Source organism: Arthrobacter sp. NPDC093125, from assembly GCF_044754225.1.
GTDB lineage: Bacteria > Actinomycetota > Actinomycetes > Actinomycetales > Micrococcaceae > Arthrobacter.
In genome coordinates this window covers 67,495-83,357 of the sequence record NZ_JBIVOQ010000006.1, presented here as the reverse complement: position 1 = coordinate 83,357, position 15,863 = coordinate 67,495, and the positions used below count along the sequence as shown (strand labels likewise).

Genomic DNA, 15,863 nt, shown 5'->3' with positions numbered 1-15,863 from the left:
TTAAGCCCTGGTCGAAGGGATTGCTGGCCTGTTCATTGAAGTTTCAATGCAGTTCCTATGGGGATAGGCCCCGGACCCTGTGACGCACGGGGCGGGCTGCCGGAAGGAGCATATTTAGGCTCGCTTTCCTGCATGGTGGGAGTGAGCGGGCCTAATGTTATATCTCGGCGCCGTCGATGATGTCCCGGGCGAGCAGGTGCAGTGGCTGGTTCCTCCGGCGGGACGCTGTGATGAGCGCGGCGACGGCCTGGTCCCGGCTGAGGTGAAGGCGTTCCATGATGATGCCGGTGGCCGTTCCGACGGCATCACGGGCGCCCAGTGTGGCGATCATGCCGTCGCTCAGGCGCTGGGCAGTGTCGCGGGCCTGGGCGTTCGCAAGAATCAGCGCGGCAGGGCGGGCGAGCAGTTCGAGCAGGCGGACCGACTTGGGGCCAAAGCCGTTCGGGGCGGGGGAGTAGATTTTCAACGCCCCGATGGCCCCGTCAGGAGTGGCAAGCGGAGTGCTGATGGCCGAACGCAGTGGGAGGTCCGCAATGGCGCGGGTCCACGCGGGCCAGCGGTGTTCCGTGTGACTGTCCTGCATTGTCACCGTTGCCTCCTGGGCCCAGGCCGTCAGGCAGGGCCCCTGCCGGAGTTCGTACTGCAGCTGGTCTGCCTGCAGGGTAACGGCATCAGTGGAGGCGGTGCTGATGCGCTGGCCGCGGGTGTCCATCAGGCTGGCGCCGGCCCCTGCGGTCCCGGGGATCGCTTCCTTGAGGGCGTGCGCCAGTGCCTGGACACTGTCCTTTACGGTGTCGCGGCTCAGCAAAAGGTCTGCAATCCGCGCAGTCTGTGCCGCGAGTTCGTCAGCGAGGGGCGGATGGGTTTCCATTAGGGCCTGGCTGTCGCTTGGTGCCGGGATGGCCGACGGGGACACGGTCGGCATGAGGGTACTTCCCAGGCAGGGGTGGCTGATGAGGCGGGCACGAGCCTCTTCCTTTCGCTGGCGGGAAGGACTGGCATGCCGGTGTTGGCTTGCCGCATCCACTTACGATAATCATCTCAGCGAAGGGCCCGCGCCGCGAGAGAGTGCGGCCAAGAAATGGCAATTACGGAATCAGCGCAAACAGGCGGGGCATCCTCACAATTTTCGTGTCCGTGACGGACGTGCCGACGAGTAAGACTCGTAATTCGGGAAATTGAGGAACTGATGAATTGCTAAATTGATGGTTTCTTCCAATCCTCCCATTGGCTTTCTGCTGCGCGAATCTTGCCAGTTCTGATCGCTGGGACTGCTCCGTGGCTCGATGATTCCTGACGTCGCTTTTCCACAGGCGCTCAGCACACGAGGTTGACCGCAACCAGAAGCGCCCAGCCAATCATTGGCGCGCGTTCCACTTTGAATCCCGATGAAGAAGGGGCATTGGAAATTGATAAGACTAGAATTTTTAGTGGGACGGCTTGGTGATCGGCGTGCGTGGAGCAGCGAACGGGAGGATCTGTAACAGCTCCCGTGTTTGCTTCATGCCGCTGTTTACCGGTGAGGACTCTTTGCCTGCCACTTTGAGTCTCTGCTGGGCAAGTGGACCCACAAAATGAAACCGTCAGATTCCGCAGCAGCCCGGGCTGTCCCGGGCACGACAGAGGTGAGAAAGCAATGGACAATCTTCCCCTAGCAAACGAGTTCGCTGCGCTGACGGGACAGATGGCAGGTGGTTTCCTCACCGAGGAGAACGCGTCCAAAGCTGTGCAATCTTTGGCGTACGTACTCAAGGACTCTGTACCCAATTCAGCAGGAGCCGGCGCTTCGCTCATCAACGCCCGCGGCCGCAGAGAAAGCGCCGGGGCAACTGACCCGGTGGTGCTGCAGGCGGACAAACTACAATACGAGCTCGGCCAGGGACCGTGTCTGAGCGCCTGGGCAGAACAGCGCGCCATCATCGTCGGGGACACGAGGCAAGAGACGCGCTGGCCCGAATGGACGGCGGCAGTTGCGGATCTTCCCCTCCGGTCTGTTCTAAGTGCCCCTCTCACCACCGAGGGAAGACGCATCGGAGCCTTCAAGGTCTATTCACCGCTCCCTCAGGCTTTTGACGAACACTCGGTTTTCCTCATCGAGCGGCTGGCCGCCCCTGCCGCCATCGTGCTCGGTAACGCCCGGGACAGGAAAGCCATGCAGCGGCTGAGTTCGCAGCTGGTGGAAGCCCTGGCAAACCGCGACATGATTTCCAGGGCTGAAGGTGTACTGATCGAGCGAATGAACATCACATCGCGTGAAGCGTTCACCGTCATGCTGTCGGCTTCCCGGGAAGAGCATAAGCCTCTACATGCTGTAGCAAGGGAAATCGTTAGCGGAACGACCAACCAGTAGGAGTCCCCGGTGGTGGCATTCGATGAACCGGATGAACAAGCACAAGCAACCCGGGAAGCCATGGAAGAAGCCGGGCTTCCTATGAGTGCTGTCTGGATCCGCTATTTCAGCTTTACAGGCACCGCAGGCGAGTACGAGATCGATGCCTACCTGAACGGGTCAATGGAACTGCCAGCCCACGAGCGTGACCTCGTCGCCCATGCCGTCAATGAACTGATCAAAGAGCTGCCCCCGCGGCGTATGGCGCCTTACAGCAAAAACGGGACCAAGCCCAGCCAAGGACGTAACCCGGCGCAGGAGGATAAGGCCTTGTAGGACCGAACATAGGGCCCTCCACCTGCCATGGGACTTTCAGCGACTTCGAGGGGTTGATGGGGGAGAGACGTCGGCGTAGAGTCCACGCAGTCACAGGAGCGAGGAGCCGATCATGGGGCAACTGGTGGTCCAGGAGTTTGTAAGCGCGGACGGGTTTGCGGCAGACGCCAACAACGAGTTCACCTTCTATGAACTGCTGGATGGAGGTACTGCCGAATTCGACCGAAGCCAGCTGAAGTGGCTCGAAACCGTCGACACCATGGTCCTCGGGGCAAACACCTACCGGATGTTCGTCGAGTACTGGCCAACGCCGGCATCCAAAGACGAAATCATCACGCCGGCACTCAATGGGCTCCGCCGTGTCGTTTTCTCAAGTCGGCTTAAGAGCGCCCCGTGGGGAGACATGCCGGAAGCGACGGTCGAATCCGGTGACGCCGTCGAGGTGATCCGGCGGCTCAAGAGCGAGACCGACGGCGACATCGTGGTCTGGGGCAGCCTAACCCTGGCCGGAACGTTCCTGGCCGCCGGCGAAGTGGATCAGGTGAGGCTGGTCGTGATGCCGATCGCCATTGGTGCGGGGCGGGGCGTCTTTCCGCCGGAGCAGGGCCCGAACCTGCTGGACCGTCAGAGCGCAACAACGTACGACCAGGGACTGGTCGAGCTGGTGTACGGGCTCCGGGCGAGGAGTTGAGGATGCAATGGTTCAGGATTCGAAGGTGACGGAGGGCCGGGTCGACGTACCGGGCGGTCGGGTCTGGTACAAGATCGTAGGCGCCGGACCCGGCCTTCCGTTGGTCACCGTCCACGGCGGTCCCGGTGCCACCCACGACTATCTGGAACCGCTGGAGGCACTGGCCGAAGACCGGCCGGTGGTGTTCTATGACCAGCTCGGGGCGGGAAAGTCGGACGCGCCGGATGACGTCGAACTATGGACCAATGACCGTCTGGTGGACGAACTCGAACGAGTCCTGGACGCCACAGGGCTGGCACGCGTCCACCTGCTGGGCCAGTCCTGGGGAACCATGCCCGCGGCAGAAGTTGCCCTCCGGGCACCCGGGCGCCTGTGCAGCCTGATCCTGTCCGACCCGGTGCTCAGCATGCCGCTCTTCGCGGCCGGCGCCGCGGCCCTGCGCGCCGCTCTTCCGGCAGAGGTGCGTGAGGTGCTTGACCGCCACGAGGCGTCAGGCACGATGGACTCCGAGGAGTACCAGGAGGCGTCGATGGAGTTCAACAGGCGCTACGCCTGCCGGCTGGATCCTTGGCCGGAGCCGCTGCTGCGCTCGTTCAGCCAAGCCAACCTGGCCATCTACGAGCACATGCAGGGGCCCAGCGAGTTTATGATCACCGGGACCCACAAGGACTACGACATCACCGGACGCCTCAGCGAAATCACTGTTCCCACGCTCTACATCTGCGGCCGCTACGGGGAAACCCGCCCGGAGGAGACCACGCTGTATCACAGCATGACGCCGGGGTCGGAGCTGGAAATCTTCGAAGAGAGCAGCCACGTACCGCATCTGGAGGAACCGGAACGTTACCTGCAGGTGCTCCGGGACTTCCTGCAGCGGGCGGAACAGGTGGCCAGCAAGAATGAGTCATAGGCCAACGCCCCCAAACTCCCCAACTAGGTAGCACTTCAGGCCGTTCCCAGCGCTGGGAACGGCCTCAGCTGCTACCTAGTTGGGTGCGGCGGCGATCAGTTACTTCGCGAGGGTCAGGAGCTTGCCCTCGGTCACGGCCTGGCGGGAGAGCGTCTTGTAGCCCTCCTGCTCGAAGAGCACCGTGATCACATCCTCCTCGTGCCGCATCACGATGCCCGGCCCCCATTCCTTGTGCACCACCGCGGCCTGGAGCGAAAATGGTTCCCCGCCCGCGGCAGCCGCGGCACCGCCGTCGTAATCCTCCTCCTGGGCGGAACCGTTGGTGCAGGTGTCGCAGTTGCCGCAGGGCTCGGGGAGGTCCTCGCCGAAGTAGCCCAGCAGGAACTGGCGGCGGCAGGCGTCTGTCTCGGCATAGCCGCGCATCATCTCGATCCGCGACCGGTCCACGCGCTGGCGTGCTTCGGCGAGTTCGACGGCGCGCTCCACCACCTTGGGCAGTTTGGCGCCCACCTCCAGCCGGATGCCGCGCTTGCCGGTTTTGACCGAGCGGGTTTCCTGCAACTGGTTCAGCAGGCCGGTGAGTTTCCGCGGGGACATGTCCGTCTGCTCGGCGAGCGCCTTCTGGGTGACCGGGCCGTCGGCGGCGCGCAGGGCTGTGAGGACGGTCAGCAGAGATTCCTCGTCCGGGGTGTGCGTGCCGAAGAACTTGCGCAGGCCGAGGTCCTCTGGCCGGTAGTGGAGCACGGCGAGGGCAGCATCGCCGTCCCGCCCGGAGCGGCCGATCTCCTGGTAGTAGCTGTCGAGGGACTCGGGGATGTCGGCGTGGAGGACGAAGCGGACGTTGGGCTTGTCGATGCCCATGCCGAACGCGGTGGTCGCCACCACCACGTCGAGCTCGTCGTCGAGGAACCGCTCGTGGACGCTGTCCCGCTCGCTCTGCTTCCGACCGGCGTGGTACGCCTCGGCACGCAGCCCACGTTCGGTGAGCTCCGCCGCGTACTCCTCCGTGTCCTTGCGCGTTGCGGCGTAGAGCAGGCCCGGTCCCTTGAGCTCGGCCACCTGCTCCACCACGGCGCGGCGCTTGTCCCTGTCCCCGAGGTGGCGCAGCACCTCCAGGCGGATGTTTGCGCGGTCGAAGCCGTGCACCAGGACCAGCGGGTCCTCCATGCGCAGGCGCTGCTGGATTTCGTCGCGGACCGGAGGAGAGGCCGTCGCCGTGAGCCCGACGACGGGCGGGTTCCCCAGCTGCCCCCGGACCTCGCCGAGGCGCAGGTAGTCGGGCCGGAAGTCGTGGCCCCACGAGGAAACGCAGTGCGCCTCGTCCACCACGAACAGCGAGACGTCCATGGCCGCGAGGCGCTCCACCGTCTCGGTCTTGGCCAGCTGCTCGGGCGCGAGGAAGAGGAACGTGGCGTCCCCGCGCTCGGCGGCCTCCCAGGCGTCGCCCACCTCGGAATCCTTCCGGCCCGAGTTCACGGCGACGGCGGCCTCCCCGCCCATGTCCTCCAGCAGGCCGTCCAGCTGGTCCTCCTGCAGGGCGATCAGCGGGGAAACCACGACGGCGGGACCCCGCCTTGCGCTGTTGGCCGGACCTGCGCCGTTGGCGGCGCCTGCGTCCGGGCCCGCCTTGGCAGCCCGATGAAGGTAGTGCGCGGCGACCTGGTAGATGGCCGACTTCCCGTAGCCGGTGGGCATCACGGCCAGGACGTCGCGGCCTTGGATAAGGGCGCGCATCCCGGCGAGCTGGCCGTCCTGGAGGCGGGCGAGCCCGAAGGTGTCGGCAGCCAGCTGGCGGAGGCCGGCGTCGGGGTCTGTCTTTTCGTCAGGGATGGTGCCGGCGTCAGCGTCTAAGGCGCTGGCGGCTGGTTGGTCATTAGCGGCGGGGGCGAGGGCCTCGGTCATGGTGCAGCTCCGTAAGGGCGGTCCATTGGCCGGGTGTCTTCAGCCGTGAATCCAGCCTACCTGCCAGTAAGCCCCTACAGGCAAGAGATTAGAGAGACCTCAGACCCCGGTCCGTCGCCGGAAACCGCGTGTGGGAGTGGAGTCTCGCCGTTGCCTGGGCAGGCCTGGACTTGGGAATGATGACTTCCCCGTGGCCGCCGCGGCTCATGTCGCGGATAAGGCCAGTCCCGGCGACCTCCCTGATTGCGGAAATCCCGGCAACGGCGGCCCGCTTGGTCGGGTACTTCATCGAGGTCGCCACCAAGGCGCCTGCGCCATCCAGAAGTCTGACGCGGAAGCCGCGGCCGTCCGGAGCATCAATGATTTCGAAGTGTCCAGCCATGACAATCCCTCCATTCGTGCTGCGCTTGCGTGTATCCCCTCACTCTATTTTGCGCCCCTTCCCGCCGCATGAACTGCCTTGTTGTGTCCGGGATCAAGGAAGCAATTCGTCATTGTTGCCCCCACCCCTGAGTGGGAAAATCTAGCTGCCCCAATAGGAACCATGAAGGAGCCTGAAATGGCTGACGGAACTGGACTGATACAGCGCTTCTACAACGAAGTAATCGTGGGCGGTGATTTCTCCTTAATCGACGAATTGGTCCTGGATGACTACGTCGACCACGAGGAGCGCATGCCCGGGCAGCCCGAGGGCAAGGAGGGCGTGAAGTTCTACGCCAACACCGTCCGCTCGGCCTTTCCGGACCTCACCGTCAAAGCCACCGAACCCTCGCTGACCGACGCGAACCTGGAATGCGCCTACGTCACGCTGGCAGGCACCCACCAAGGGGACTTCGCGGGCATCCCGGCGAGCGGCAGGACGGTTGAATTCTCGGGGATCGACATCATCCGCCTTCAGGACGGCAAGGTCGCCGAACACTGGGGATCCACGGACATGCTGGGTCTGATGCAGCAGATCGGAGCCGTGCCCCGGTAGCTGTCCCCGAGGCTGCCAGAAGCGCCTTCGCAGCACGACGACGGCGGCTGCGGGCCGCCGTCGTCATGGCCGTTTTGCGTCCGCTGGGGCGCGTGTGAAAGAACACTCCGGTGACCTTAACCGCACCTGCGTGGACACTGCTGTTTTGACTCTCCCCGCCCGTGTACTATCCCTTCAGGGGCGGAGACGCCGGAGCGTCAAACTGGGGGACATCAGCGCATGAGCAAGCCATAAAAGCCTTGTAAATCCGCGAAAACAGCGTTGGGCAGTCAGCGCACCCCAGCGTTACCCGCAGCCTCCCCTTTCCACCTCTCCTTTCTGCAGAACCGGCGGTCCGCCTCACCGGTCGAGCACCCACCAGCGTCAGCCCCCGCACCCACCTTCCTAACCCGCCATTCGGTGACCCCTGCCGTCGCCAGCCTTGAAAGGACGCCATGAGCCAGCCCGGCCAAACCCCGCCACCACCACCGCCGGCCCCCGATTACACCACCTACGGTGCGCCCGGGTTCCCGGGGGGACAGCAGTACGGGACAGGCGAGTGGTACGGCGGCCAGCAGTTCGGCACGGGCCAGTATGGGTATGGCGCAGCTCCACAGAAGTCCTTCCTCGCGGCCTGGCTGTTCTCGCTGTTCCTGGGCGGCCTGGGCGTGGACCGCTTCTACCTTGGAAAGGTCGGCACGGGCACCGCCAAGCTGCTGACCCTTGGCGGCCTGGGCATCTGGTCGCTGGTGGACCTGGTCATCACCCTCGCCGGCAAGCAGACGGACAAGAACCGGCAACCGCTGGCCGGGTATGTGCAGCACAAGAAGGCAGCCGTCATCCTCTCGGTTGTCCTCCTCGCGGTCAGCCTGGTGATGAGCGTGTTCATCGGGCTCGCTGCTGCCGTGGCGATCCAGCAGGCGTCCACGTCGCCGATCGTCTCCGCGGCGCCTGTCACCGAGACGGGCGCCCCCGGTTCCTCCGGGGAACCGACGGCGTCCGAGGAAGCAGCTGCCGGGGAAGACCGGCCGCGGCTGGAGGCGCAGACGCTGACGGGCACGGGCGACGACGTCAAGACGGTTGACCTCAAGGGCGTTCCGGCCGTCGTGACGTTCACGTGCAGAGCCTGCAGCGGCAACACCGTCCTGGAAACCAACGGCGCCGAGATGCTGCTGGTGAACACAACTGGCGCCTACGCCGGTTCGCACCTCGTGGACACCAGCGCAGGTGTGCCCACCACTGAATTCGCCATCAGCGCCGACTCCGCCTGGACCCTGAAAATCGAGGACATCGACAGCGTCCCCGCCTCAACGGGCATGGCGAGCGGCAGCGGCGACATGGTCCTCTACTGGGACGCGCCCAGCGACAGGGCTGCCATCACCAACAAGGGCGAAGGCAGCTTCCTGGTGCAGGGCTTCGGCAGCGAGATCCCGGAACTTGCCGTCAACAAGATCGGCGCCTTCAACGGCACCGTGCAGCTGACCCCCGGCTTCGTCCAGGTCAACTCCGACGGCGACTGGACCATCACGGCCAAGTAGCAGCTCCGCGCAGAAGGCTGGGTGGCTGGCTGCCGCACGGAAGAACAGATCGCCCCGCCGGACTCACGTCCGGCGGGGCGATCTGTTTGTAGCACCGCGAGGTGTTTCGGCCGCTGACCTGCGTAAACGCACCCTTTTCGAGTGGATGATCCTTCCAAAAAGGTAATAATAAGGCTACTTATATAACGATGGGGTAACACAGCAAGCTTTCTTACCTTCCGGCCGACGCGACACTATAACGTTCAAGTGTTTACGCCTGCTTTCCCCTCTCGACGAGGGCGTTGGCAGAGCACCAAGTTGACCAGTTATGGGGGCTGTCAGCTTCCGCACCTAGAACACCACCACGTGACCGTGCCCAACGGCGGCGGTGGGCTGTAGGAGGAGGGCTCCGCAGCATGTTCAGAAGACGCGGCTGCCTGGCGGAACTTCATCTTTAGGAGAAGAAAATGAGACGTGCACTTGGAACCCTGGGAATTGCGGGTTTGCTCTCTCTGAGTGGCGCGCCAATTGCGGTCGCAGCGCCCGCAGAGACGATTGACATATGTCATGCCACGGGCGCGGCCAGCAACCCGTTTGTCACCATCAACATCAGCCTCAACGGGCTTAACGGGCATGGAGACCATAGCGGTGACATCATCCCGCCCAACAGTGTCCTGCCAGCTGGCTTGAATTTCGACGCCACCGGCGAAGCGACCTACAAGAACGGCTGCGTACCTGTCGTCGCACCTGTGCGGGCCCCGGCACAACCCGAGCGGCCGGTACCACCTGTAACGGAAAAGATTGACATTTGTCACGCCACAGGCTCGGCCCGCAACCCGTTCGCTAGCATCAGCATCAGCCTTAGCGGGCTTAACGGACACGCAGGCCACAGCGGTGACATCATCCCGCCTAACAGTGTCCTGCCTGCTGGCTTGAATTTCGACGCCACCGGCAAGGCGACGTTCGAGAACGGCTGTGTTCCTGTTGTCGCACCCACGGAGCTCACGGGCAAACCGGAGCAGCCGGTAGCGCCGGTAGTGTCAGTAACCCCGACCCCGACCCCGATTGCGCCAGTGACGTCAGTGGCCTCGGGGCAGCGCGAATCGTCAGGTCAGGTGGGCCACCTGGGGCAGCTGGAATTGAACGGAGAGACGGGCCAGCTCGCGCAGGGGATGTCAGCACAGGCGGGCGAGCTGGGCCAGCTGGGGCAGCTGGGAATGCCAGGACAGGAGGGCCAGCTGGAGCAGGCAAGCGGTAGTGCCGTGGCCAGCAACCAAGGACTGAACGTGCAAACGGCAGCCGGCGGAGCTGACCCTTCCGAACCTGCTCCTTTGCTGCTGGGAGGGTTTGTGGCTGCTCTCGCTATCGCTGGTCTGTGGGCAGCGCGCAGGAGCATGCTGCGGCAGTAGATCCAAGCCATCCGTCATCGGATCGTGGAGATGGCGCTGCACTTGGTGCAGCGCCATCTCCTGCGCTTTGCATGCGCTGAGTCCGGCGCTCCTACCTGGGCGGGCTCCGCAGCGGGGTCAGGCGTGGAGGTCGCCTTTCAACGCGCCGGCGAGGTCCCGCAGGGACGTCACTGCGTAGTCCGGTTCGGTGAAGTAGGCAGGGTAGGGCGCGCCGGAGCGGTTGATCCACGCCGTGTTGAGTCCGGCCCGCGCGGCGCCGTGGATGTCCCAGGGGTGGACCGCCACGAGGAGCATGTGCTCGGGATCCGTGCCGCAGGCTGCAGCAGCATAGTCATAGGCGCCGCGGGCAGGCTTCCAGGCAGGTGCGTCATCCACGGACAGCAGGCGGTCGAAGCTGTCCCGTATCCCGGCGGCATTGAAGAGGTTCTCGGCGACGTCAGTGGAGCCGTTGGTCAGCGTCGCGAGCCGGTAGCCCGCAGCTTTCAGGACGGACACCCCGTCGGGCACGTCGCCGTGGACTTCCAGCCCGGCCATGCCCTGCATGATGTGGTCCACGGCCGCGTCCGTCTCCATGGTGAGGTCCTGTCCGGCGAGCAGTCCGCGCAGGGCCTCCGCCCCGATCTCGGCGAACGAACTGTTGTCCCCAGCCGCCGTGAGGGCGAAGCCGTCACGCAGCAGCGTTGCGAACCACAGCTTGGCGAGCGACGCCGGGGCGCCGGTTTCGGCGAAGCGGTCAGCCAGCGGGGACATGTCGGACAGTGTTTCGTTGACGTCGAAGACGATGACGGACGGGGCGGTTCGCACGGATGGCTCCTTCTGCAGCGGCTGGTCATGCCCAGTCTTACGTGCGGGGAGCGCGGGCGGTAGTCCCTGGGTGGGCGTGGCGGTGGATGCGGATCGGGCCGCCCCCGAAGGGGACGGCCCGCCGTCGTACTCGCTGAAGGCGGTGTGCCCTAGGGGGACCCCTCCAGCTCGTACGCCTTCGGCAGCTTCAGGCCGCGTTCGTCCATGAGGGTGCGCAGGCGGGTGGGGTAGTCGGTGATGATGCCGTCCACGCCGAGGTCCATCAGGCGCGCCATGTCTGCAGTGTTGTTCACTGTCCAGGGGATGACGGGCAGGCCGAACTCATGCGCCTCGGCGATCATCTGCGGCGTGACCGAGCGGAAGGTGGGGGAGATGATGTCGTAGCCCTGGGCCTTGGCAGCCTTGGCGAGGGAGCCGTCGTAGTCGTCGATGTCGATGCCGCCCAGCTCGGGCGCGGCGCCGGGCTTACCGACCTGCAGCCAGGCGTCGCCGCTGGAGAGCGCGACGAGCGGCAGCTGGGGCGCGATCTTCCTGGCCAGGTTCAGCGTGGACCAGTCAAAGGACTGCAGGGTGGTGCGGCCCGACATGCCCGCCGTGTAGATCTCGGCGACCACGGCCTTGGTGAGCGCCACCGAGCCTTCGCCGCCGGCCCGGCCGCTCTCCACCTTGGTCTCCACGTTGAAGCGGACCTTCTTCGCGTCGAAGTCGCGGACCAGCTGGAACACGTCCCTGAGCTCGACGATCCGGTTGCCCTCGATGACGTCCTGCTCCGGGTAGCCGGCCAGCTGGGTGTGGCCGCAGTTCAGGGTCTTGATCTGGGCCAGCGACAGGTCTGCCACGCGGTCGCCGACGTAGGGGAACTCGGCGTCGCCGGGGGCGGCCGGGGCGGTGTCGATGCACTTGCTGGCCTGGATCGTGTCGTCGTGCCAGACGATGACCTTGCCGTCCTCGGTCAGGTGCGTGTCCAGCTCCAGCGTGCTCACGCCCAGCTCCAGCGACTTCGCGAACGCCGCCAGCGATTCCTCGGTCCACTCGCCGCGGCCGCCGCGGTGCGACTGCAGGTCAAACGAGCCGTTGCGCTCGTTCGTCTTGATCGAAGTTGTGGGCGCCGGTCGCAAGGTGCCGGCGTCCGACGACGGCGCGTTGCCGGCTTTCGCCGTCGGTGCGGCAACGGCGGGGCTCGCCAGTGCGGTGAGAAGGGCGGGGCTCGCCAGTGCGGTGAGAAGGGCGGCTGCTGCCGCTGCGGTCAGGACTTTGCGCATGCTCGTGGTTCCTCCGGGATGACGGGTGCCGGCGCTGAGCCGCCGACCCGTTCACACTAGGAAGGCCAGATGGCGAACACCGTGACTGCAGGTAGCGCCGAGGTGAACAGGGCCGACGCGTACCTGTGTCCGTAAAGCCCCGAATCCACGGGTCCGTCCGGACACTCCTGGACCCGGCTCAAATGCCGTTTCTCATCCTGAGCAGCAGCCAAATGGTGCGCGGGATCGCCCAAAGGATGGCCAGCCCGAGCGCGGGAATCAGGGTGACGCCGACGTCCGGAAACTGCCGGACGATGACGGCAAGATTTGTGTCGAACTTTGTGGGGGCGTAGGACAGGCACAGCCAGAGCACAAAGGCGTCGAGCACGAGCGCGGCCAGCGCAGTTAATAGAAGCCGCCGTTTTCCCGTGGCGATGGCTGAGGTTCGAAGCAGTATCCGCAACGCCAGCACCAGGCTCAGCAGTTGCGCCACCAGCAGTGCCAGGGCGACTGCCCAGCTGTAGCGCTGCAGCCAGTCCTCCTGGACCACCGCGGGCACCGGCTCCTGCCCGTGGAGGATTCTGAGGATGTTGGTGTCGATGGCCTTGAGGCGTGATGGGGCCGATGTGTCGTTCGCGTTGATGACCAGGGCAACGCCGAGGCCTGAGGACGGAACCAGTGCGAGGTAGGTGTGCGAGTTGCCCCATTCGCCTTGGTGCTCCACGAGCAGCGGCAGATCCTTGTCCGGGGGCTGGAGTGCGGGATCGACGGACTCCACGAGCGGGCGGGTGAACCAGCCCATGGCGTACATCTTTGAGCCGTCCACCTGCACCCGCGGCTCGAACATGGCCTTGACGCTCTCCGGCTTCAGGATCCGGCGGTCCCGGTACTGTCCCTCGTTCAGCAGGGCAATGAGCTCACGGCCCAGGTCCTCCGCCGAGGCGTACATGGTGCTGGACGGCATTCCGGTGGTGGGTGCGGGGACCTCGGTCTGGCGCCAGAATGAGCCGAACCACAGCGAATGGCCGGCAGCGGCGTTGTCGCTCTTCGCGGCTGCCCGGGTCGGGTGGCTGTGGTGCATGTCCAACGGGTCGAAGACGTGCTGCTCGATGTAGTCCCCAAACGTTTGGCCGGAAACCGCCTGCACCAGGAGGCCGAGGATGTTGAAGTTGGCATTGGCGTAACCGAATGCCGTACCAGGGGCTCCGGCCAGAGCGGAATCTGACAGGGCGCGAACACCTTGTTCGATTGCCTCGGGACCCTGCGCGTCTGTGCCCTCGAAAGCGGTATCCTTGGCGGCCATTCCGCTGGCCTGGTGCAGCAGATGGCGCACGGTGATGTCCGAGGCGCGGCTGTCCCGCAGCGTGAACCAGGGAAGGTAGGTCTTCACGGGCTCGTCCAGGCGGAGCCGTCCGGCCTCGACCTGCTGCATCACGGCGATGGCCGTGAGGGACTTGCTGGTGGAGGCGAGCAGTACCGGTGTCTGGGCCGTCAACGGCCGCCCTGACTCATCGGCGTCGCCAAATGCGGCAGAGTGCACCGGCTCGCCGTCCTGGACGACGGCGATCGCGGCACCGGGCAGACCCATGGCGCCGATTCGCTCCTGCAGGAAGGCATCCACCTTTTTATAGCCCTGGTCCGGGACGGCGGTTCCCGCCGCGGGCTCCATGGCCGCGCCTGCGGCTGCAACGAGGCCAAGCGCCAGAACAACCGCCAGGAGGCAGGACGCAAACCAGCACGACGACCACGGACTAATTCGCATACCCGCACCTGCACTTCGGCTGACCGTGTCTTTACGGTATTGCCAGGCAGGAAGGAAAACAACGAGCAGCAGGCCACAGTGCAGCCATGACGAATTCTGCGGGGCGGCATACGTAAAATTCAAAAGTGTGCGTGTGAACCGCAATTGCCGGCTAAATGGGGAGCGGAGAGATGAATTTCAACGACGCAGAATCTTCGCCACGCGACCGTAAACAGGCTGTGGCCCCGGAAATCCACCGTGCCACGAACAGTGAGGTGGCGCGCCTGGAGGCAGAACATGCCCACGCGCAGGCCAGACGAAGCGGGGACATGAAGCGCCGAAGGCTCGAACTTTGGCTGATTGGCGCCGGCGTCGCTGCCACTCTAATCGCAGCGGCGTATCAGTACTCCGGCATCAGGAACACTCTTGAAAGCAATACAGCGGCCTCCCTCTACTCACAGCAGCAGGAGATCGACAAGATATTCGTGGAGCATACGGATCTTCAGCCGTACTTCTGGCTCCGGAAACAACTGCCCGAGCCTGAAACCGCCAAAAATCCGGAGGAGAAACGCGCGGCAGAGAATTTGTCGGCCAGGGCTGAAGCTGTCTCCTACCGAATACTTGATCATTTTGCCCACCTCAAATATCAGATGAACATGCAGGCGTTCGATACGGAGCGGGCCGATTGGGAAGCCTACATAAGCCAGAGCTTCGAGCGCTCCCTTGTTCTGTGCCGGGCCTTGTGGACTGATCGTGAAGCTTTTGGTGGCACCGGTCCGCAATCATTGTGGGGGCTGTACGCTGAGCCGGCATGCAAGGACGTCGTCCAGGGCTAGCGCCCTCGAGATGGAGCAGGGGGCCTTAGTGCTGCTCCCGCTCATGGTGCGGGCTCCGGGAGGGATCGTGCCGTGCCCCAGAAACTGACGACGGCGAGGCCCGCGGCTACCGCTGCGCTCAGCACCACGGCGCCCAGCCAGAGCGCGACAGGCCAGCGGATTCCGTCCGCCACCGCGTACGCCACGAGCTGACCCGTCCACACGAGTGCCGCGATTCCGGCGGTGACCGCCGGCAGCCGCCTGCCCAGCCACACTGCCGGCACCCGGGTGAGCAGCAGGTCAGCCGCGGCGGCGGCCAGCGTTGCCCCTGCGGCTCCGGCGACCGCCGTCGGGCGCACGCCCACCATCACGACGGGAAGCCAGGCCGCCGCCACCACCAGCATGGTGACCACCCCGCGGAGGGGGCGGCGCGCGGCGGCGAGCGTGTAGAGGAAGGGCGCGATGATCAGCGCGGTGGTCAGCAGGTAGCTCACCAGGCCGACCACCACCGGCAGCTCCGCCTGGAGGCGGCCGGGCGTGCCCACCGGCAGCGGGGCGAAGAGGGCCGTCGGCCCCGGCCGGACGAAGGCCGAGGCGTACACGAAGAAGAACGCTCCCAGCCCGGTCATCAGGACGACGGCGAACATCGCCGCCGGCGTCCACGTTGGGGTTCCGTTGTGGCTGGCTGCCCGGGCGCTCCGGACGCCGGTGCCAAGGATGAGGAAGAGGCTGAACCCGAGCAGCAGGTGGGTGGGGCTGACCAGGGCATCGAGCGAGACTTCGAGGCCCAGGATCTCGTGCCACAGCAGGTCCAGGGCGCCCGCGGTGCCGAACAGGATGACGCCGACGGCGGTGCCGCGGTAGCCCGGCGGAGCGGCGTGCAAGAGCGGCTGCCCCGGCGTCCGGTTCCGCCAGATCACGACGGCGGTCCACGCCGCCGTCGCTACCATGCCGGAGTAGAGGGCCGCGTGCCACGGTGTAAAGAACGTCTCCAGCCCGGGGACGTTCAGGTGCGCCCAGCCGTCGAGGAAGACGGCGAGCAGCAGCCACAGGCCCAGGAGTTCGGTGACCATGTCGCGGAAGCCGCCGGCGCGGATGCGGTTGCCTTGTGCGGTTCTGAGCATCGTTGCCCGCTTCCCGAGAGCCGTCAGGTGAGGGGATGGTACTGCTGTGGCCGGACGCTTACAAGGGAAACGAGCAACCGGCTGCAACG

The 15,863-nt window shown here is 65.2% G+C and carries 15 protein-coding genes; 8 read left to right on the top strand and 7 right to left on the bottom strand.

All coding sequences use genetic code 11. The features are described 5' to 3' along the window. Positions 1-157 precede the first annotated feature (157 nt). Positions 158-871, bottom strand: coding sequence for a GAF and ANTAR domain-containing protein (locus tag ACIP9X_RS13265; RefSeq protein WP_400480215.1), 714 nt, complete (start codon positions 869-871; stop codon positions 158-160). A gap of 765 nt (positions 872-1,636) precedes the next feature. Between ACIP9X_RS13265 and ACIP9X_RS13260 the strand changes: the two genes are divergently transcribed. The 4 genes from ACIP9X_RS13260 (at position 1,637) to ACIP9X_RS13245 (ending at position 4,266) form a co-directional block, all read left to right on the top strand. Further along, positions 1,637-2,350: a GAF domain-containing protein gene (locus tag ACIP9X_RS13260; RefSeq protein ID WP_400480214.1), complete on the top strand. Its 714-nt coding sequence runs from the start codon at positions 1,637-1,639 to the stop codon at positions 2,348-2,350. A gap of 9 nt (positions 2,351-2,359) precedes the next feature. Further along, a complete protein-coding gene (locus tag ACIP9X_RS13255; protein WP_400480213.1) occupies positions 2,360-2,665 on the top strand; it encodes a hypothetical protein in 306 nt (101 codons plus the stop codon). Between the two features lie 112 nt (positions 2,666-2,777). Continuing rightward, positions 2,778-3,356 (top strand): dihydrofolate reductase family protein, encoded by a 579-nt coding sequence (locus tag ACIP9X_RS13250; protein WP_400480212.1) that lies wholly within the window; start codon positions 2,778-2,780, stop codon positions 3,354-3,356. A gap of 7 nt (positions 3,357-3,363) precedes the next feature. Then, complete coding sequence (locus ACIP9X_RS13245) at positions 3,364-4,266, top strand: proline iminopeptidase-family hydrolase (protein ID WP_400480211.1); 903 nt, start codon at positions 3,364-3,366, stop codon at positions 4,264-4,266. A 99-nt stretch (positions 4,267-4,365) separates the two neighbouring features. Here ACIP9X_RS13245 and ACIP9X_RS13240 read toward each other — a convergent pair whose 3' ends face one another. Further along, the gene (locus ACIP9X_RS13240) at positions 4,366-6,168 is read right to left on the bottom strand and encodes a RecQ family ATP-dependent DNA helicase (RefSeq protein ID WP_400480210.1); all 1,803 of its coding nucleotides are present in this window, start codon (positions 6,166-6,168) and stop codon (positions 4,366-4,368) included. A gap of 88 nt (positions 6,169-6,256) precedes the next feature. After that, positions 6,257-6,550, bottom strand: coding sequence for a YegP family protein (locus ACIP9X_RS13235; protein ID WP_400480209.1), 294 nt, complete (start codon positions 6,548-6,550; stop codon positions 6,257-6,259). A gap of 177 nt (positions 6,551-6,727) precedes the next feature. Between ACIP9X_RS13235 and ACIP9X_RS13230 the strand changes: the two genes are divergently transcribed. The 3 genes from ACIP9X_RS13230 to ACIP9X_RS13220 all read left to right on the top strand — a co-directional run bounded on the left by ACIP9X_RS13230 (position 6,728) and on the right by ACIP9X_RS13220 (position 10,049). Then, positions 6,728-7,144, top strand: coding sequence for an ester cyclase (locus tag ACIP9X_RS13230; RefSeq protein WP_400480208.1), 417 nt, complete (start codon positions 6,728-6,730; stop codon positions 7,142-7,144). A gap of 434 nt (positions 7,145-7,578) precedes the next feature. Then, on the top strand, positions 7,579-8,661 hold the full coding sequence (locus ACIP9X_RS13225; protein WP_400480207.1) for a TM2 domain-containing protein: 1,083 nt from the start codon (positions 7,579-7,581) through the stop codon (positions 8,659-8,661). 446 nt (positions 8,662-9,107) lie between these two features. After that, positions 9,108-10,049, top strand: a complete 942-nt coding sequence (locus ACIP9X_RS13220) for a hypothetical protein (protein ID WP_400480206.1) — start codon at positions 9,108-9,110, stop codon at positions 10,047-10,049. A 117-nt stretch (positions 10,050-10,166) separates the two neighbouring features. Here the strand turns inward: ACIP9X_RS13220 and ACIP9X_RS13215 are convergent, their stop codons facing one another. The 3 genes from ACIP9X_RS13215 to ACIP9X_RS13205 form a co-directional block, all read right to left on the bottom strand. Next, complete coding sequence (locus tag ACIP9X_RS13215) at positions 10,167-10,853, bottom strand: haloacid dehalogenase type II (protein ID WP_400480205.1); 687 nt, start codon at positions 10,851-10,853, stop codon at positions 10,167-10,169. Between the two features lie 149 nt (positions 10,854-11,002). Beyond that, the gene (locus ACIP9X_RS13210) at positions 11,003-12,115 is read right to left on the bottom strand and encodes a glycerophosphodiester phosphodiesterase family protein (RefSeq protein ID WP_400480204.1); all 1,113 of its coding nucleotides are present in this window, start codon (positions 12,113-12,115) and stop codon (positions 11,003-11,005) included. Between the two features lie 178 nt (positions 12,116-12,293). Then, a complete protein-coding gene (locus ACIP9X_RS13205; protein ID WP_400480203.1) occupies positions 12,294-13,856 on the bottom strand; it encodes a serine hydrolase domain-containing protein in 1,563 nt (520 codons plus the stop codon). Positions 13,857-14,026: 170 nt separating this feature from the next. Between ACIP9X_RS13205 and ACIP9X_RS13200 the strand changes: the two genes are divergently transcribed. After that, positions 14,027-14,671 carry a hypothetical protein gene (locus ACIP9X_RS13200; RefSeq protein ID WP_400480202.1) on the top strand — a complete coding sequence of 215 codons (645 nt, stop codon included), beginning with the start codon at positions 14,027-14,029 and terminating at the stop codon, positions 14,669-14,671. 41 nt (positions 14,672-14,712) lie between these two features. Here the strand turns inward: ACIP9X_RS13200 and ACIP9X_RS13195 are convergent, their stop codons facing one another. Continuing rightward, positions 14,713-15,774: a hypothetical protein gene (locus tag ACIP9X_RS13195; RefSeq protein WP_400480201.1), complete on the bottom strand. Its 1,062-nt coding sequence runs from the start codon at positions 15,772-15,774 to the stop codon at positions 14,713-14,715. Between the last annotated feature and the right edge of the window lie 89 nt (positions 15,775-15,863).